General features: G+C 73.7%; 15 protein-coding genes. 5 read left to right on the top strand and 10 right to left on the bottom strand.

Features of this window, described 5'->3' with window-relative positions:
• The first annotated feature begins 47 nt into the window (after positions 1 to 47).
• Positions 48 to 482, top strand: a complete 435-nt coding sequence (locus HGB54_RS03165) for a hypothetical protein (RefSeq protein WP_168915167.1) — start codon at positions 48 to 50, stop codon at positions 480 to 482.
• Positions 483 to 883: 401 nt separating this feature from the next.
• On the opposite strand, the gene HGB54_RS03160 is transcribed toward HGB54_RS03165, so the two are convergent.
• Positions 884 to 2,776: an ABC-F family ATP-binding cassette domain-containing protein gene (locus HGB54_RS03160; RefSeq protein WP_168915166.1), complete on the bottom strand. Its 1,893-nt coding sequence runs from the start codon at positions 2,774 to 2,776 to the stop codon at positions 884 to 886.
• A 32-nt stretch (positions 2,777 to 2,808) separates the two neighbouring features.
• Between HGB54_RS03160 and HGB54_RS03155 the strand changes: the two genes are divergently transcribed.
• Positions 2,809 to 3,462, top strand: coding sequence for a signal peptidase II (locus HGB54_RS03155; protein ID WP_168915165.1), 654 nt, complete (start codon positions 2,809 to 2,811; stop codon positions 3,460 to 3,462).
• Here the strand turns inward: HGB54_RS03155 and HGB54_RS03150 are convergent.
• The 3 genes from HGB54_RS03150 to HGB54_RS03140 all read right to left on the bottom strand — a co-directional run bounded on the left by HGB54_RS03150 (position 3,435) and on the right by HGB54_RS03140 (position 6,968).
• Entirely contained in the window at positions 3,435 to 4,373 is a 939-nt protein-coding gene (locus HGB54_RS03150; RefSeq protein WP_168915164.1) for a 4-(cytidine 5'-diphospho)-2-C-methyl-D-erythritol kinase, read from the bottom strand. The two genes, HGB54_RS03155 and HGB54_RS03150, sit on opposite strands and share 28 nt — an antisense overlap.
• Before the next feature lie 202 nt (positions 4,374 to 4,575).
• Entirely contained in the window at positions 4,576 to 6,285 is a 1,710-nt protein-coding gene (locus HGB54_RS03145) for an MDR family MFS transporter (RefSeq protein WP_168915163.1), read from the bottom strand.
• A complete protein-coding gene (locus HGB54_RS03140; RefSeq protein WP_267237844.1) occupies positions 6,282 to 6,968 on the bottom strand; it encodes a TetR/AcrR family transcriptional regulator in 687 nt (228 codons plus the stop codon). The genes HGB54_RS03145 and HGB54_RS03140 overlap by 4 nt, the downstream gene beginning before the upstream one ends.
• 65 nt (positions 6,969 to 7,033) lie before the next feature.
• Between HGB54_RS03140 and rlmC the strand changes: the two genes are divergently transcribed.
• The gene (rlmC, locus tag HGB54_RS03135) at positions 7,034 to 8,158 is read left to right on the top strand and encodes a 23S rRNA (uracil(747)-C(5))-methyltransferase RlmC (RefSeq protein WP_168915162.1); all 1,125 of its coding nucleotides are present in this window, start codon (positions 7,034 to 7,036) and stop codon (positions 8,156 to 8,158) included.
• Here the strand turns inward: rlmC and HGB54_RS03130 are convergent.
• The 4 genes from HGB54_RS03130 to metG form a co-directional block, all read right to left on the bottom strand.
• Positions 8,155 to 9,132 carry a hypothetical protein gene (locus HGB54_RS03130; RefSeq protein WP_168915161.1) on the bottom strand — a complete coding sequence of 326 codons (978 nt, stop codon included), beginning with the start codon at positions 9,130 to 9,132 and terminating at the stop codon, positions 8,155 to 8,157. The genes rlmC and HGB54_RS03130 overlap by 4 nt on opposite strands.
• Positions 9,133 to 9,144: 12 nt before the next feature.
• Complete coding sequence (gene rsmA, locus HGB54_RS03125) at positions 9,145 to 10,074, bottom strand: 16S rRNA (adenine(1518)-N(6)/adenine(1519)-N(6))-dimethyltransferase RsmA (protein WP_168915160.1); 930 nt, start codon at positions 10,072 to 10,074, stop codon at positions 9,145 to 9,147.
• Complete coding sequence (locus tag HGB54_RS03120) at positions 10,075 to 11,124, bottom strand: TatD family hydrolase (RefSeq protein WP_168915159.1); 1,050 nt, start codon at positions 11,122 to 11,124, stop codon at positions 10,075 to 10,077.
• Positions 11,125 to 11,210: 86 nt separating this feature from the next.
• The gene (gene metG / locus HGB54_RS03115) at positions 11,211 to 12,803 is read right to left on the bottom strand and encodes a methionine--tRNA ligase (protein ID WP_168915158.1); all 1,593 of its coding nucleotides are present in this window, start codon (positions 12,801 to 12,803) and stop codon (positions 11,211 to 11,213) included.
• 69 nt (positions 12,804 to 12,872) lie between these two features.
• Between metG and HGB54_RS03110 the strand changes: the two genes are divergently transcribed.
• On the top strand, positions 12,873 to 13,340 hold the full coding sequence (locus HGB54_RS03110) for a hypothetical protein (protein WP_228545909.1): 468 nt from the start codon (positions 12,873 to 12,875) through the stop codon (positions 13,338 to 13,340).
• Here the strand turns inward: HGB54_RS03110 and rsmI are convergent.
• Positions 13,321 to 14,136, bottom strand: a complete 816-nt coding sequence (gene rsmI, locus HGB54_RS03105) for a 16S rRNA (cytidine(1402)-2'-O)-methyltransferase (protein ID WP_168915156.1) — start codon at positions 14,134 to 14,136, stop codon at positions 13,321 to 13,323. The two genes, HGB54_RS03110 and rsmI, sit on opposite strands and share 20 nt — an antisense overlap.
• Before the next feature lie 59 nt (positions 14,137 to 14,195).
• On the opposite strand from rsmI, the gene HGB54_RS03100 reads away from it, so the two are divergent.
• Entirely contained in the window at positions 14,196 to 15,824 is a 1,629-nt protein-coding gene (locus HGB54_RS03100) for a dolichyl-phosphate-mannose--protein mannosyltransferase (RefSeq protein ID WP_168915155.1), read from the top strand.
• A gap of 16 nt (positions 15,825 to 15,840) precedes the next feature.
• On the opposite strand, the gene HGB54_RS03095 is transcribed toward HGB54_RS03100, so the two are convergent.
• Entirely contained in the window at positions 15,841 to 17,097 is a 1,257-nt protein-coding gene (locus HGB54_RS03095; protein ID WP_168915154.1) for a DUF418 domain-containing protein, read from the bottom strand.
• Positions 17,098 to 17,231: the final 134 nt, after the last annotated feature.

Here is a 17,231-nt window from a genome sequence, read left to right as displayed (position 1 = left end):
TGCTGCGGCCCTCGCCGCCGCCCGCCCGCGTCTGCGAGGATCGGGGCATGGCCCTGTTCCGCAAGAAGCCCGAGTACGGCGACCTCACGCTGCCGAAGGACGATCGCGGCACCGACTCGCTCGACGGCTACGACTACGACCTGCTGCCGAAGAAGCGCGACCTGACGATGCGCCTCGCGGACGCGACCCCGCACCAGGACGAGATCGCGGAGCTCGCCGGTGAGGACCCGGAGCTGCTCACGACGGCCACCCCGGCGCGCACGATCGAGCAGGAGGGCGTCGACGCCCCCATCGAGGTGCGGGTGTTCGCCGGGCGCCGCGTCTCGGGCGTGGTCGGCGTCGTGCCGCGCGGGCTCGAGGGCGTCTACGACGAGGCCATCCGCCGCCTCGACGGCCGCGGCGACAAGCCGCGCATCCCGGTGAAGGTCGTCGAGACGAAGAAGGGCTGGCGGGTCGACCTGGTGATCGGCGCGAGCCGGTAGAGGTCGTTCGCCCGACGCCCGACGCCCGACGCCCGCGGGCCGGTTCGCTCGTCGGGCCGCGTCGCGTTCGCTCGTTCGGACGCGCGGGTCTGGAACGCGGCGAGTCGACGCCCGGCGTCGGCGTGTCGGCCGCACCGTCCGCACGACGGGGCGCGGCTTTCCTCTCCGAATGTGTGCCGTCAAGGCTCCGGAGCTTTGCGCGCACACAACCCGTCAGGGTTTCCCGACCCCGGCAGGGGTCGGTAGCCCGGCCCGCGCGTGCCCGCGATCAGGACTCGAGGGGTCGACCACGGCGTGTCGCCCCGTAAACCATCACGACGCGCCGCGGCCGTCCTGATCGCGGACACGGCTCGGCCGCGCCGGCGCCGAGGCACGTGGGGTGCGAGGCGGGGCGGGATGCCCTACGCGAGCCGCTCCGAGAGCTCGAGCCAGCGCTCCTCCAGCTCGGAGAGCTGCGCCTCGAGCACCCGCACCTCCTCGTGCAGCGCGCCGATGCCGGTGTAGTCGTTCGCGTCGTGCTCGGCGAGGCGCGCGTGCAGCGCCGCCACCTGACCCTGCAGCTTCGCCATCTTGCGGTCGGCGGCGGCGAGCTCCTTCTCGGCCGTGCGGCGCTCGGCGCCGGAGAGCGCGGGCGCGCTCCCGGCCGACCCCGACCCCGTCCCGCCCGACCCGGCCGCGCCCGCGGCGCCGCCGGAACCCTCGGAACCCGCACCCGCAGCCCCGCCCGACGTCACCGACGCGACCGTCGCGCGCCCGGCATCCTGCCCCGACCGCGTCTCGGCCTTCTGCAGCCGCAGGTACTCGTCGACCCCGCCCGGCAGGTGCCGCAGCCGGCGCGCGCCGTCCGCACCGGGCAGGATCGCGTACTGCTGGTCGGTGACCCGCTCGAGCAGGTACCGGTCGTGCGACACGACGATGAGGGTGCCCGGCCAGCCGTCGAGCAGATCCTCGATGGCGGCGAGCATGTCGGTGTCCATGTCGTTGGTGGGCTCGTCGAGGATGAGCACGTTCGGCTCGTCGAGCAGGATGAGCAGCAGCTGCAGGCGGCGCTTCTGCCCGCCAGAGAGGTTGCGCACCGGCGTCGACAGCTGCGCCGTCGTGAAGCCCAGGCGCTCGAGCAGCTGCCCGGGCGTGAGCTCCTTGCCGTCGGTGACGTAGGTGGTCTTCTTCGCCGCGATGACCGCGCTGACCCGCTCGTCGATGACGGCGCTGAGGTCGCCCAGCTGCTGGTCGAGGGTCGCGATGCGCACCGTCTTGCCGAACTTCACCCGGCCCGTGGTCGGCTGCACGCTGCCGTCGATGAGGCCCAGCAGGGTCGACTTGCCCGCGCCGTTCACGCCGAGGATGCCGGTGCGCTCGCCGGGGGCGATGCGCCACTCGATGTCGGCGAGCACGACGTCGTCGCCGTAGCTGACGCCGACGTCGAGCAGGTCGACGACGTCCTTGCCGAGGCGCGCCGTCGCCATCTGCGACAGCGCCACCGTGTTGCGCAGCGGCGGCACGTCGGCGATGAGCTCGTTGGCCGCGTCGATGCGGAACTTCGGCTTCGCCGTGCGCGCGGGTGCTCCGCGGCGCAGCCAGGCGAGCTCCTTCTTCATCAGGTTCTGGCGCTTCGCCTCGATCGTCGAGGCCTGGCGGTCGCGCTCCATGCGCTGCAGCACGTAGGCCGCGTAGCCGCCCTCGAAGGGCTCGACGATGCCGTCGTGCACCTCCCAGGTGAGGCTCGAGACCTCGTCCAGGAACCACCGGTCGTGGGTCACGACCAGCAGCGCGCCCTGCCCCGCCGGCCAGCGGCGCTTCAGGTGGTCGGCGAGCCAGGCGACTCCCGAGATGTCGAGGTGGTTGGTGGGCTCGTCGAGGGCGACGATGTGCCAGTCGCCGACGAGCAGCTTGGCGAGGGCGACGCGGCGACGCTGGCCTCCGGAGAGGTCGTCCACGATCGCGTCGCCGGGCAGGTCGGCGATGAGCCCGGCGAGGACATCCCGCACCCGGCCGTCGCCGGCCCACTCGTGCTCGGGACGATCGCCCACCACCGACTGGCGCACGGTCAGACCCGTGTCGAGCGCGTCGGTCTGGTCGAGCATCCCGAGCGTGACCCCGCGGCGCCGCGTGACGCGACCGTCGTCGGGCTGCATGGTGCCCGCCAGCAGGCGCATGAGCGTCGACTTGCCGTCGCCGTTGCGGCCGACGATGCCGATGCGGTCGCCCTCGTCGACGCCGACGGAGACCCCGTCGAAGACGACGCGGGTCGGGAACTCGAGGTGGAGGGCTTCCGCCCCCAGCAGATGGGCCACCGCACGAGCCTAGCCAGGGCAGAATGGGAGGCATGCCCGCCGCCGAACGCCCCGACGACTCCGCCGTGCCCGCGACCGACGCCGAGGCCTCCGCCGCGGCGCCGACCCAGACAGCGCCGACCGAGGTGGGGGATGCTCGCACCTCGCTCGCGAACCCCGCCGTCCGTCGCCGCATCCGCCGGGTGCTGCCCTGGACGCTGCTGCTCGCCTTCGGCGTCATCGTGCTCGACCAGGGCACGAAATTCTGGGCGGAGACCGAGCTGGAACCCGGAGTCGGCTACCCCGTCATCGGCGACGTCATCGAGTGGCGCCTCGTCTACAACCCCGGCGCCGCGTTCGGCATCGGCGGCGACTACACCTGGATCATCACCGCCGTCGCCGCGATCGCCGTCATCGCGATCGCCGTCTTCGTCTCGCGCGTCTCGAGCGTGCGGTGGTCGATCGCACTCGGTTCGCTGTTCGGCGGCGCGATCAGCCACCTGGGCGACCGGCTGTTCCGCCAGCCGGGCTTCGCGCGCGGCGAGATCGTCGACTTCATCGACTACGGCGGTCTCTTCATCGGCAACGTGACGGACATCTTCATCGTCGCCGGCGCTATCAGCGTCGCGCTGCTGAGCCTGCTCGCGGTCAACCCGAGACGCCCCGAGCCCGCGAGCGATCAGCCGGAGACGACCCGCGCTCCGTGAACCGGGCCCGTCGCCCGGATGACGCGGTGACGGCCGGCGCTCAGCGCCACCTGCAGCTCGAGCGCCGCGTCGGCGTCGGCGGCGAGGAACGCCACCGTCGGGCCAGAGCCCGAGACGATGCCGGAAAGGGCTCCCGCCCGCTCGCCCTCCTCGATGGTGCGCGAGAGGCTCGGCTCGAGGTGCAGCGCGGGCGCCTGCAGATCGTTGTGCAGGTACTCGGCGAGCTGGTGCGGATCCCCCGCGCGCAGCGCCTGCAGCACCTCGACGTCGACGGTCGGCGCCTCGACGGCGGGTGCGATGTCGTGCACGTGGCGCTCGCGGTGCTCATCGAGCTCGCTGTAGACCTGCGGCGTCGAGAGCCCGACGTCGGCGAGCACGAGCACCCAGTGGAACGTGCCCTGCGCGAGCGCGGGCGAGAGGCGGTCGCCGCGGCCCGTGCCGACGGCGGTGCCGCCCATGAGCGCGAAGGGCACGTCGGCCCCGAGCTCGGCGGCGAGGCTCAGCAGCTCGTCGCGGCCGAGGTTGGTGCCCCACAGGTGGTCGCAGGCGACGAGGGTCGCGGCGGCGTCGGCCGAGCCGCCGCCCATGCCGCCCGCGATGGGCACGTGCTTCTCGATGTCGAGGTGCACGCCACCGCGGTAGTCGGCGACGCGAGCGAGCAGGCGCGCCGCGCGGATCGCGAGGTTCGAGCCGTCGACCGCGAGGCCGCTGGTGTCGATGGGGCCGCTGAACGAGACCGAGAAGTCATCGGCGGGTCGGGCGCGAACATGCTCCAGGATGCTCAGCGCCTGATACGCGGTGGCGACGTCGTGGTACCCGTCCTCCAGCAGGGCGCCGACCTTCATGAACACGTTGATCTTGCCCGGTGCCGTGACGTGCACCACTCGGATCGGAGGAGCCGCCGCGGTCATGCCCCCACCCTATGCGCACGCCCGCCGTGGGTTCGGCGTGCTCCCGCAGCGGTCCCACTCCGCGCAGTGTCCGTCCTGCGCGGTTCCTGGCGCTCCGGTCGGCGAGTCGCCCGCGACCCGCCGTCCTTTCGCGGATCGACCGCGCCAGACGGACACGCGGGGCGGGCCGACATGCGGCGCGCGGCCGCGTCAGCGGCTCCGCTCAGCGGCGGCGGGGCGCGTCGGCGGGGTCGGTGCCGGGGGCGAGCCGCCGGCCTCCGCCGATGAGCTCGGTCGCGCGCGCGGGCTCGGCAGGGGCATCCCGAACCGCATCGTCGGCCGAGGACTCGGCCGGCTGCTGCAGCTGCCCCTCGGCGAGCGACTCGGCGGGGATGCCGCGCTCGATCGTCGTGGCGAGCGGCACCTCGCGGATGAAGAGCATGACGACGACCGACAGCAGCGCGATGGGCACCATGACGAGGAAGATCGGGATGAGCGCCTCGTTGTACGACTCGACGATCGGCACCCGCAGCGCGTCGGGCAGCGACTGCACGAGCTGCGGGGTGAGCGAGCCGGTCGATCCGGCGGCGCCGGCCTCCTCGGGCAGTCGCTCGGCGAACAGGCCGGCGAGGCGCGCGGCGAAGACCGAGCCCACGACGGCCGAGCCGAGACTGCCGCCCACCTGCCGGAAGAAGGTGTGCGCGGCGGTGGCCGTGCCGACCTCGCGGTGCGAGAACGCGTTCTGCACGATGAGCGTCATGATCTGCATGCTCGTGCCGAGCCCGACGCCGATCACGCCGATGTAGACGCCGATGAGGGCGACCGGGGTGGCGACGGTGACGGTGCCGAGCAGGCCCAGGCCGATCGCGAGCACGACGGTGCCAAGGATGGGCATGAGCTTGTAGCGCCCGGTGCGCGAGACGACGGCGCCGGTGATCATCGAGGTGAGCAGCAGCGCTCCCATCATCGGGATCATCAGCAGGCCCGCCTCGGTCGCGGTCGCGCCGGCGGCCATCTGGAAGTACGTCGGCAGGTAGCCGATCGCGCCGAACATGGCGACGCTGACGAGCAGCGCGGCGACGGTCGCGAGTACGAAGTCGCGCGAACGGAACAGGTGCAGCGGGATCACCGGCTCGGCCGCCCGGCGCTCGACGAGCACGAAGAGGGTTCCGGCGACGATCGTGCCGAGCGCGAGGCCGAGGATCTGCGGCGAGGCCCAGGCGTAGGTCGACCCGGCCCAGGTGCCGATGAGCACGACGCCGGTCGTCGCGATGGCGAGCAGGGCCATGCCGAGCGCGTCGATACGCGGCGTCGAGGCGCGGTCGGGGCGCGGCAGGCGCATGAGCACGATGATCGCGACGATGGCGAGGATGCCCAGCGGCACGTTCATCCAGAACGTCCAGCGCCATCCCGGTCCCTCTGTGAAGAAGCCGCCCAGCAGCGGCCCCGCGACGGAGGACAGCGCGAACACGCCGCCCATGACGCCCATGTACTTGCCGCGCTCGCGCGCCGGCACGACGTCGGCGATCGCGGCCTGCGAGAGCACCATGAGCCCGCCGCCGCCGAGGCCCTGCACGCCGCGGGCGAGGATGAGCGTCGTCATGTCGGTGGCGAGGCCGCCGAGGATCGAGCCGGCGACGAACAGCAGCACGGCGACGATGAGCAGCGGCTTGCGGCCGAGCATGTCGCTGACCTTGCCGTAGACCGGCATCGTGATGGTCGAGGCCAGCAGGTAGGCGGTGATGACCCAGGCGAGGTGCTCGGCGCCGCCGAGCTCGCCGACGAGGGTCGGCAGGGCGCTCGAGAGCACCATCTGGCTCAGCGAGGCGAGCAGCATCACGACCATGAGCGTGATGAAGAGCAGCAGCAGGGTGCGGCGGGCGTGGGCGTCGGCGGTCGGGGCAGGGGCGGTCGCGGGGTCGGTGCGGGTCATGAATCGGCTCTCAGGAGGTCGCGGAAGGTGTCGAGGGCGTCGACGAGGGCGGGATGCTCGGCGCCGGCCGCCATGCCCGCCAGGTCGGTCTTGTAGGCGAAGCGCACGACCGTGCCGGCGAGCATGAACGCCGCGGTCGCGCGGCGCTGCTCGGGGCTGCGCGGAGCGGGGGCGTCGAGCGGCACATGCTCGACGCCGAAGTGCTCGGACACGAGGGGCGCGACGAGAGACTCGAGCTGCGAGGCGAGCGCGTCGAGGCGCCCGCGCAGCTCGGGGTGCTTGCGCACGAGCGCGGTGCGGCGCCCGCGGGTGTTGGGGGCGTCGGTCGAGCCGTGGATGGCCGCCATGATGAGCGCGACCGTGCGGTCGACGGCGGGCGCGGGGCTGGCGCGGAAGGCCTCGATCGACTCGGGGCTGAGCCGCGGCTCGCGGAACCCGAGGATCGCGTCCTCCTTCGTGGCGAAGTAGTTGAAGAAGGTGCGCTTCGAGACCCCGGCGCGCGCGGCGATGTCGTCGACGGTCACGGCGCCGGGGCCGTGCTGCTCGGCGAGGGTGGCGGCGGCCTCGTAGAGGGCGGCCCAGGTCTCGCGGCGGTTGCGCTCGCGCAGACCGGGGGCGGCGGGCGTGCTGGCGGCGGCGTCGGCCGCGGCGGTCGGCCGGGTCGGGGTCAGGATTTCTTGCACCAATGCATAATATGCACCGATGCAGAGATTTCGCTGAGTGTGGCGGCGGCTAGCCTGAGCGGGCTATGCAGTGCTCCTACTTCGATGCCGGTCTGTGCCGCTCGTGCACCCTCATGGGCGTGCCGTACGCCGCGCAGCTGGCCGAGAAGCAGCGCAGCGTGCGCGCGCTGCTCGCCGGGCATCCCGACGCCGTCTGGTCGCCGGCCGCGGCGAGCGCCGAGTCGGGGTTCCGCGCCAAGGCGAAGATGGTCGTCGGCGGAACCGCGGCGCAGCCGACCCTCGGCGTGCTCGACGGCCGCGGGCGGGGCGTCGACCTGCGGCACTGCGGCATCATCGCGCCGGGCATCCGCGCCGCGTTCGCGCCCCTCATCGCCACGATCACGGCGGCCGGGCTCGAGCCCTACGACGTGCCGGCGCGGCGGGGCGAGCTCAAGTACCTCATCGTCACCGAGGCGGCCGACGGGGGCCTGATGGTGCGGTTCGTGCTGCGCTCGCGCGCGCGACTGGATGCCCTGCGCCGCGCCCTGCCGTCGCTGCAGCAGGCGCTCCCCCGCGCCGTCGTGGTCACCGCCAACCTGCACCCCGACCACAAGGCCGTCGTCGAGGGCGCCGAGGAGGTCGTGCTGACCGAGCAGTCGACCCTGCCCATGCGCGTCGGCGACGCGACCCTGCAGGTGCGACCGCAGAGCTTCGTGCAGACCAACACCGCCATCGCCGGCGAGCTGTACCGGCAGGGGCGGGAGTGGGTCGAGCGTGTCAGTCCGTCCTCCGTCTGGGACCTGTACTGCGGGGTCGGCGGCTTCGCGCTGCACGTCGCGGCACCCGGGCGCACCGTCACGGGGCTCGAGCTGAGCGCGGACGCCGTCGAGAGCGCGCGCCTGGCGGGGGCGGGGATGCCCGGGCTCTCGTTCGTCGTCGGCGACGCGACGGCGGCGCTCGCCGGCGGGCTTCCCGGCTCCCTGCCCGACCTCGTGATCGTCAACCCGCCGCGGCGCGGCCTCGGGGAGGCCCTCGCGACCGGGCTCGAATCCTCGGGCATCCCGACCATCGTCTACTCGAGCTGCAACGCGACGACCCTCGCCCGCGACCTGGAGCTCATGCCCGCGTACCGCGTGCGCGAGGCGCGGCTGTTCGACATGTTCCCGCAGTCGACGCACGCCGAGGTGATGGTGCTGCTCGAGCGCCGCTAGTCCTGCGCCAGCGGCCCCTTCGACTGCTGGGTCACCGAGGGGATGACGAAGCGGTAGACCGTGAGGCCGATCGACTCGACCGCCATCCACGTGACGACGACGAGCGGCACGAGCGAGAAGTCGGCGGGGAACGCGAGCGCGATCGGCAGCACGAGCAGCCCCGTGCGGGCGCCGCCGCTGAACGCGACCGCACGCACCTGCCCGATGCGCAGGCCCGCCGCGGTGCCGACGAGGATGCCGATCGGCGCCATGAGGATGAGGTAGACGCCGAAGAGCGGCGCGACCTCCTGCAGCAGGGGCAGGCGCTCGAGCGAGCGCGGCACGAGCACGGCGGCGACGACGAGGGCGGCGAGCGCGGTCGCGGGCACGGCGGCCGCTCCCCCGCGGCGCACGGCGGTCGCGAGTCGCGGCCGGCGCACCCCGCCGCGCTGCAGCAGGAAGGCGACGAGAACCGGCAGCAGGATGCCCGCGCCGACGAACAGCGGGAAGAGCGGCGCCTCGATCGTGAGGATGCCGTCGCGCGCCCCGAGCAGCGCCATGAGACCGGGCAGCGTCACGGCCTGCGACAGCAGCACGAGCGGCGCGAGCGCGGCGAGCTGCTCGGCCGCCGCCCCCGCCCGGCGGGCGATCTCGACGACGACGCCGACCGCGGGCGCGAGCAGCGCGAGGATGAGGCCGAACTGCAGGTCGGGGTCGGTGACGACGACCCGGCTCAGCACGAACACGAGCAGCGGGGCGACGACGAGGGCGTGGCCGAGCACGGCGAGCAGCAGCTCCCGCTCGAGCACCGCCCGGCCGAACGAGACCAGCGGCACGGGCAGCAGCACGATCAGCGCGGCCAGCGCGACGACGGCGAGCACGACGGCGTCGGGGGTGGCGCCGAGCTCGGGGACGAGCATCCCGAGCGCGCCGCCGGCGACCGCCCCGACCGCGATGAGCGGCAGGGGCACGAAGAAGCGGCGCGATGCGGGCACGGGATGCCCGGCTCAGGCGTCGGCGCAGTCGCCGGGCGCATCGGCCGAGGCACCCGACCCGGCCGGGCCAACCGCTGCAGCAGCCTCAGCAACTGAACCCGGCGCGAACTCGGCGACCCGCGCGAGCGCGAGGAACTGCGGCATGACGAGCTCCTCCCCCCGCGCCGTGGGGTCGAGCCCCGCGGCCTCGAGCGCCGCGCTCGCCGCCCCGGAGGAGCCGAACAGCGCGCTGAGCGACTGCCGCAGCATCTTGCGGCGCTGCCCGAAGGCCGCGTCGACGAGGGCGAAGAGGCGCTGGCGCTCGGCCTCGGTGCCGGGAGGCGCGGTGCGGCCGGCCATGCCGACGAGCACGCTGTCGACGTTCGGCACCGGCCAGAACACCTGCCGGCTGACGAGCCCCGAGAGCCTCCACTGCCCGTACCAGGCGGCCTTGACCGAGGGGCTGCCGTAGATCTTCGAGCCGGGCAGGGCGGCGAGGCGCTGGCCGACCTCGGCCTGCACCATGACGAGGGTGCGCTCGATGCTCGGGAACGTCGCGAGCAGGTGCAGCAGCACGGGCACCGAGATGTTGTACGGCAGGTTCGCCACGAGCGCGGACGGTGCCGCGGGCAGAGCATCCACCTTCATCGCGTCGGCGGTCACGACCGTGAGCGGCGCGCCCGGCTGCATCGCCTCGACGGTGAGGGGCAGCTGGGCGGCGAGGCGCTTGTCGATCTCGACGGCGACGACGGGATGCCCGGCCTCGAGCAGCCCGAGGGTGAGCGAGCCGAGCCCGGGCCCCACCTCGAGCACGGTCGCGCCCGCGGGCAGCTGCGCCGCCTGAACGATGCGCCGCACCGTGTTGCCGTCGTGCACGAAGTTCTGGCCGAGCTTCTTCGTCGGCGTCACACCGAGCAGCGCGGCGAGGTCGCGCACCTCGGCGGGGCCGAGCAGCGCCGCCACTCAGGCCCCCGGGTGCGAGACGCCCGGGCCGCTCGGGCCGTCGGGGGTCTCGTGCTGCGGCTGCAGGTCGTGCGGGTCGCCGGGAACCTCCTCGGGCGCCGGGTGCTCGGCGTCGGGGCGGTCGGCCCAGGGGTCGCCGGGCGAGGTGACCGGGTTCGCATCCCAGGTGCCGTAGACGAGCTCGGTGTTCGAGCTGATCTGGGCGGCGAGCATCGACACGTCGGTGCCGAGCTCGTCGGCCATGGCCCGCAGCGTGTGCGGCAGCAGGTACGGCGAGTTCGGCCGACCGCGGAACGGGTGCGGCGTCAGGTAGGGGGCGTCGGTCTCGACGAGCAGCAGGGCGCGCGGCAGGATCTCGAGCGCCTCGCGCAGGTTGCGCGCGCTCTTGAAGGTGACCGTCCCGGCGAAGGAGGCGAACCAGCCGTTCTCGGCGCAGAGGCTCGCCAGCTCGATGTCGCCCGAGAAGCAGTGGAAGACGGTGCGCTCGGGCGCGCCGACCCGCTTGAGCGTCGCGACGACGTCGTCGTGGGCGTCGCGATCGTGGATCTGCAGCGCGAGCCCGTGCTTCTTGGCGAGGGCGATGTGGGCCTCGAAGGCGTCGAGCTGCGCGCGGCGATCCGACTCGCCCTCGGTGCGGAAGTAGTCGAGCCCGGTCTCGCCGATGGCGACGACGCGGGGCTGCGCGGCCAGCTCGTCGATGACGGCGAGCGCGGCATCCAGCTCGCCGGATCGCGCCAGCGCGGGGGCCTCGTTGGGGTGGATGGCGACGGCGGCGAGCACCCGCGGCTCGCGCGCCGCGATCGCGGCCGACCAGCGGCTCGTGAGCACATCGGTGCCGACCTGCACGACGCCGCGCACGCCGACGGCGGACGCGCGGTCGAGGTGCTCGCGGTAGTGCATGGGGTTCTCGCCGTCGGCGATCTCGAGGTGCGTGTGGTTGTCGTACACGGGCACGACGAGCGCCTCGGGGCTCGGCGGATAGCTCAGGTCGCGGCTCGAGCCGTCCATCGTCGAGCGGTGGCGCACATGGGGGTCGAGCGAGTCGGTCATGGGGGGCTCCCTCTGCCTCGACGCCGCGCCCGCGAGTCCGCGCGCGACGATCCGTCGAGTCTACGGGCGGGGCCTGCGCGCCCGGCTCAGGCGCCGGTCGGCTCCTGCTCGATGCGCGGGAACAGCGGCTCGAGCGCCACCGTCCGCGTGCCCGCGGGCAGCTGACCCCAGTCGGCCGCGGTCGGGATGCCCTGCTCCCCCAGCGCGCCGAGCGAGTCCTCGACGCCGAGCGCCGTCCAGAGCTTCTGGGCGGCCTTCGGCAGCACGGGCGACAGCAGCACGGCGAGCGCCCGCAGCCCCTCGAGCGCCGTGTTCAGGATGGTGCGCAGGCGGTCCGCCTGCGCCTCGTCCTTCGCGACCTTCCAGGGCTCCTGCCCGGTGAGGTAGCCGTTGAGGTGCTCGACGATGCGCCAGACCGCGGCGATGGCCTCGTGGATGGCGAAGCGCTCCATCGCAGCCGAGGCGTCGCGGAGGGCATCCCGAACCGTCGCCTGCACGGCGAGCTCGGCGTCGGTGACCGGGCCGGATTCGGGCACGACGCCGTCGCAGTACTTCGCCGTCATCGCGATGACGCGCGAGGCGAGGTTGCCGAAGCCGTTGGCGAGCTCGGCCTGGTAGCGGGCGGAGAGGTCCTCCCACGAGAACGAGCCGTCCTGGCCGAAGCTGATCGCGCGCAGGAAGTAGTAGCGGAACGCGTCGGAGCCGAAGACGTCGGTGATCTGCGCGGGCGCGATGCCCGTGAGCTTCGACTTCGACATCTTCTCGCCGCCGACGAGCAGCCAGCCGTGCGCGAAGACGCGGCGCGGCGTCGGCAGCTCAGCCGCCATGAGCATGGCGGGCCAGATGACGGCGTGGAAGCGCGCGATGTCCTTGCCGACGATGTGGTTCGAGGGCCAGAAGCGCTCGAAGGCCTCCGCGGGCGCTGACGGGTCGTAGCCGAGGGCCGAGATGTAGTTGATGAGCGCGTCGAACCAGACGTAGACGACGTGGCTGTCGTCCCACGGCACGCGCACGCCCCAGTCGAAGCTCTGACGCGAGATCGAGAGGTCGTCGAGGCCGCGGCGCACGAACGAGACGATCTCGTTGCGCACGCTGTCGGGCTGGATGAAGTCGGGCTGAGCCTCGTATAGGTCGAGCAGGCGCTGCTGGAACTGGCTCATGCGGAAGAAGTAGTTCTTCTCCTTCAGCACCTCGACCGGGCGGCCGTGGATGGGGCACACCAGCTGGCCGGCGAACTCGCCCGCGCCCTCGACGAGGTCGCCCTGCTGCTTGTACTCCTCGCAGCCGACGCAGTAGTAGCCCTCGTACTCGCCGTCGTAGATGAACCCCTCGTCGTAGAGCTTCTGCAGCAGCCCCTGCACGACGCTCTCGTGGCGCTGCTCGGTGGTGCGGATGAAGTCGTCGTTGGCGATGTCGATGGTCTGCAGCAGCGGGATCCACGCCTCGGCCACGAGCTTGTCGGCCCACTCCTTCGGGGTGACGCCGTTCGCGACGGCGGTGCGCAGGATCTTCTGACCGTGCTCGTCGGTGCCCGTGAGCGACCAGGTGTCGCGCCCGCTCTGCCGGTTCCAGCGGGCGAGCACATCGGCGGCCACCTCGGTGTAGGCGTGCCCGATGTGGGGCGCGTCGTTGACGTAGAAGATCGGGGTGGTGATCGAGAAGGAGTCGCCGGAGGCCATAACTCCCCAGTCTACGGGCGCGGTGGTGGGCGTGACGGCGGCGGGGCGCGTACCGTCGAGGGGGTGAGGATGCCCCTGCCGACGCTCGCCGCCCTGCCCGTGCTGCTGCTCGCGCTCGCGGGGTGCAGCGGTTCCGAGTTCGATGCCGACACGGGCCTCGACGGCTGCGTGGTCGGCACCGTCGGCAGCATCGGCCTCGGCGTCGTCAACAGCAGCGGCGACCCCATCTCGATCGAGGGCATCGAGGCGAACGGGCTCGAGGGCGCCGAGGTGATCGACCGCTGGTTCGCCGCGGCCGAGGTCGAGACCATCGACGGGGGCGAGTCCGTCGTCTTCGGCGGCGATCGCGCCTCGAGCCCGGCGGCGCCCGTCGACCTGGACGGCATCGAGCTCGCGCCGGGCGAGGCCGGCTTCGTGACCATCGCGATCGAGCGCACCGGCGGGGCCGACGGCGTACTCGACGGCGTGCGCATCACGACCGACGGCCGCGCGCTTCCCGCGCCGGTCGGGCTGACCGTCAGCGACTCGTGCGGCTGAGCGCGGCCTCGTAGAGCTCGCGCTTGCCGAGCCCGGTGGCCTCGGCGACGGCCGAGGCCGCATCCTTCAGCCGCTCGCCGCCGGCGACGCGCCCCTGCACCTCGATGACGGCGGTCGGCAGGTCGATCGCCCGGGCCGGCGCGCCCTCGACGACGACGACGATCTCGCCGCGCGCGCCCTCGGCGTAGCGCTCGGCGAGCTCGGCGAGGGTGCCGCGCGCGACCTCCTCGAACTTCTTCGTCAGCTCGCGGCAGACGGCGGCCCGGCGCTCGGGCCCGAAGGCCTCGGCCAGGTCGGCGAGCGCCGTGGCGATGCGGTGCGGCGCCTCGAAGAAGACGAGCGTGCGCGGCTCCCGCGCGAGCCCCCGCAGGTGCCCGAGACGGCCCTTGCGCGGCAGGAACCCCTCGAAGGCGAAGCGGTCGGTCGGCAGCCCGCTGAGCACGAGCGCGGTGAGCACGGCGCTCGGGCCGGGCAGCGCGGTGACGGTGACGTCGGCGGCGATCGCGGCCTCGACGAGGATGTAGCCCGGGTCGCTGATGCCCGGCATGCCGGCATCGGTGAGCACGACGACGTCGGTCTCGCGCGCCAGCTCGACGAGCTCGGCCGAGCGGGCGCGCTCGTTGTGCTCGTGCAGGGCCAGCAGGCGCGGGCGGTTCTCGATGCCGAGCGCGCGCAGCAGGTGCGCGGTGGTGCGGGTGTCCTCCGCGACGACGAGCTCGGCGTTCTCGAGCGTCTCGACGAGGCGGCGGCTCGCATCGCCGAGGTTGCCGATGGGGGTGGCGGCGAGCACGATCATGCGGCCATCCTCCCACCCGCGCCGGGGGCGGCCGGATGCCCGGCGAATAGCATGACCGGGTGAGCACCGCCGCCGAACCCGCCGTGCGCGAGCGGCGCGGCTCGCGGCTCGACGCGGCGTGGGCGGGAGCATCCCCTCGCCGGCAGCGCCTCGTGCGCGCGGCCCTGCCGGCCGCCGTGCTCGGCCTCGCCGCGGCCACCCGGCTGATCGGCCTCGGCGAGCCCGACGTGCTCGTCTTCGACGAGACCTACTACGTCAAGGACGCCCTCGGCCTGCTCACGAACGGCTACGAGTCGCAGTGGCCGGAAGGCGCCGACGCGGCCTTCGAGGCGGGCCGCCCCGGCACCCCGCCCGCCGAGCCCGCCTTCGTGGCGCACCCGCCGCTCGGCAAGTGGGTGATCGCGCTCGGGATGCTCGCCCTGGGCCCCGCGGATCCGGCCGGCTGGCGGCTCGGCACCGCCGTCACGGGCATCGTGGTCGTCGGCCTCGTCATGCTGCTTGCGCACCGACTTCTCGGATCGCTGCCGCTCACGGTCATCGCCGGCGGCCTCGTCGCGCTCGACGGCAACGCCATCGTCATGAGCCGCGTCGCCCTGCTCGATGGCGTGCTCGCCGCCCTCGTCGTGCTGGCCCTGCTGTTCGTCGCGCTCGACCGCGAGGGCTCGCGGCGGCGGCTCGCGGCGTGGCTCGCGCGCCGCCGTGCCGAGGGGCGCGCCACCGACTGGGGCCCCGCGCTGTGGGCGCGGCCGTGGCTGCTCGCCGCGGGGGCGACGCTCGGGCTCGCCGTCGGCGTCAAGTGGAGCGCGCTCTACGTGCTCGCCGCGGTCGGCGTGCTCACCGTCGTGGCCGACGTCGTCGACCGGCGTCGCGCGGGCGTCGCGCTGTGGGCGAGCGGCACGGCGTTCCGGCAGGCGCCGATCTCGTTCCTGCTGCTCGTGCCGACGGCGCTCGCCGCGCACCTTCTCACCTGGTGGGGCTGGTTCGCCACGAGCGGCGGCTACGACCGGAACTGGGTGGCCGAGGGCGAGGGGCGGCGGGCGGAGGGCATCCTGTCGATCGTCCCCGACGCCCTGCAGAACCTCTGGCACTACCAGGCGGCCGTCTACCGGTACCACGTCGGCGTCACGAGCGATCACGCCTACGAGGCGCCCGCCGCGGGCTGGCCCCTGCTGCTGCGCCCGACCTACATGCACTACGAGGAGCTCGGCGACGGAACGGCGCGGGCGCTCACGGGCATTCCGAACCCGCTGCTGTGGTGGGGCTCCGTCGTCGCCGTGCTCGTGCTGCTCGCGGTGCTCGTCGTCGCGGCGGTGCTCGCCGCCCGGGGCGACCGCGACGCGGGAGCCCGGCTGCTCACCCGCTTCGGCGGCGGATGGCCGATCGCCCTCGTGCTCACCGCCATCGCCGCGGGCTGGCTGCCGTGGCTGCTCTACCCCGAGCGCACGATGTTCTTCTTCTACACGGTCGTGCTCACGCCGTTCCTCGTGCTCGCGTTCGTCATGGTGCTGCGCGCGGTGCTCGGCCACGCCGACGACGAGCCGTACCGGCGCCGCACCGGTATCGCCGTCGTGACCGTGGCGGTCATCGCCCTCGTCGCGGTCAGCGCGTACTTCATGCCGCTGTGGACGGGGCTGCCCGTGCCGCTGCCCTTCCTGCGCGCGCACTACTGGCTGCCCGGCTGGGTCTGAGCGGCGGCCCCGCGGCTCAGGCGGCGGGGCGGCGCCGCCCGTAGACGAGCCGGCGCAGCAGCGCCTCGGCGGGCCCCGGCTTGTCGACCGCCTCGAGCGCGATCGCGAGCACGAGCGAGGCGAGCCACGCGAGCACGGCCACCTGGGTCGCCTCGGCGGCGCCGACGATGCCGCCGAGGCCCAGCGCGTACGCCGGGAACACGAGGATGAAGATCACCGACTGCAGCAGGTAGCCGGTCAGCGAGCGCTTGCCGAGGGCCGCGAAGCCGCGGCTGATCGGGCCGGGCCGCGCACCCGGCGCCCGCACCCGCTCGACGACGAGGGCGATGAGCGCCAGGTAGGCCACCGCGCCGATCGGCCCGGTGCCGCCGTGCAGCAGCGCGAAGAGCGGGTCGAGCAGGATGCCGCCCTCGAGCACGCCGAGCAGTACGAGCGCGGCCGGCAGGGCTCCGAGCAGCGAGAGCGGGATGCCCAGACCCGCGATCATCGCCAGCCGGCGCCGATGCGGCTCGGGGTTCTCGAGCACCCGGTACCGGGCGGCCCACACGCCGAGCACCATCGTCGGCAGCATCAGCACGAATCCGCCGAAGGCCGTGCCGAGCACGTTCGCGCCCCACTCCAGCGCGCGCAGCCCGGTCGCGGCGAGGTAGGTGTCGGCGCCGGCGCTCAGGCCGGTGAGCGGGGCGCCGGGGGTCATCTCGGCGATGAGGCTCGCCGCACCCTCGACGGCGGAGAAGAGCACGAGCATCCCGAAGCTGACCCAGCCGATGATCGCCAGCCAGCGGCCGGAGGCCCGGACGAGCAGCACGAGCAGCAGCCCGAGCAGCCCGTAGGTGCCGAGCACGTCGCCGAAGAACAGCAGCACGCCGTGCACGGCGCCGAAGGCGAGCACCCAGAGGTTGCGGCGCACGAGCAGCCCGCGCACGGCGGGCCACGGCGATCCGGCCGCCTGCTCGCGCAGCAGGATCTGCGTGATCCCGTAGCCGTACAGCAGGGCGAACAGCGGGTACGAGCGATTGTCGGCGAGCAGCGCGACGACCGCGTTCGTCACCTGGTCGGCGGTGTCACCGAGCGGCTTGAAGAGGATGCCCTGCTCGACGCCGTACAGCCAGAAGGGCACGTTCGCGAGCGCGATGCCGAGCAGCACGAGGCCGCGCGCGACGTCCGGCGCGAGCGCGCGCGCCGAGCGCGGGGTCGGAGCGGAGGGGCGGCGCTCGGGCCGCGGGGAGGGCTCGGGGTTCGGCCGGGGGTGGGTCGCGGCGGCATCGGTCATGCGACCAGGGTAGGAGCGGGCGGCGCGGCGGCGCCTCCCCCGCGCGACGGATCCGGACGGGGCGCGCGAGCGCGGCATCCCGCGCCCTTTACGGTTTGTGACGGGATGCACGGCCCGCGATCGGCGGCGCGCCC

It is taken from the genome of Microcella flavibacter, assembly GCF_012530535.1.
GTDB lineage: Bacteria > Actinomycetota > Actinomycetes > Actinomycetales > Microbacteriaceae > Microcella > Microcella flavibacter.
This window is presented reverse-complemented; position numbering and strand designations above follow the sequence as displayed.

Bases quoted from the DNA above. Each gene is read 5' to 3' on its own strand.
- HGB54_RS03165 (WP_168915167.1), top strand. From the start codon at position 48: ATGGCCCTGTTCCGCAAGAAGCCCGAGTACGGCGACCTCACGCTGCCG.
- HGB54_RS03155 (WP_168915165.1), top strand. From the start codon at position 2,809: ATGCCCGCCGCCGAACGCCCCGACGACTCCGCCGTGCCCGCGACCGAC.
- HGB54_RS03150 (WP_168915164.1), bottom strand. From the start codon at position 4,373: ATGACCGCGGCGGCTCCTCCGATCCGAGTGGTGCACGTCACGGCACCG.
- HGB54_RS03145 (WP_168915163.1), bottom strand. From the start codon at position 6,285: ATGACCCGCACCGACCCCGCGACCGCCCCTGCCCCGACCGCCGACGCC.
- rlmC (WP_168915162.1), top strand. From the start codon at position 7,034: ATGCAGTGCTCCTACTTCGATGCCGGTCTGTGCCGCTCGTGCACCCTC.
- HGB54_RS03120 (WP_168915159.1), bottom strand. From the start codon at position 11,124: ATGACCGACTCGCTCGACCCCCATGTGCGCCACCGCTCGACGATGGAC.
- metG (WP_168915158.1), bottom strand. From the start codon at position 12,803: ATGGCCTCCGGCGACTCCTTCTCGATCACCACCCCGATCTTCTACGTC.
- HGB54_RS03110 (WP_228545909.1), top strand. From the start codon at position 12,873: ATGCCCCTGCCGACGCTCGCCGCCCTGCCCGTGCTGCTGCTCGCGCTC.
- rsmI (WP_168915156.1), bottom strand. From the start codon at position 14,136: ATGATCGTGCTCGCCGCCACCCCCATCGGCAACCTCGGCGATGCGAGC.
- HGB54_RS03095 (WP_168915154.1), bottom strand. From the start codon at position 17,097: ATGACCGATGCCGCCGCGACCCACCCCCGGCCGAACCCCGAGCCCTCC.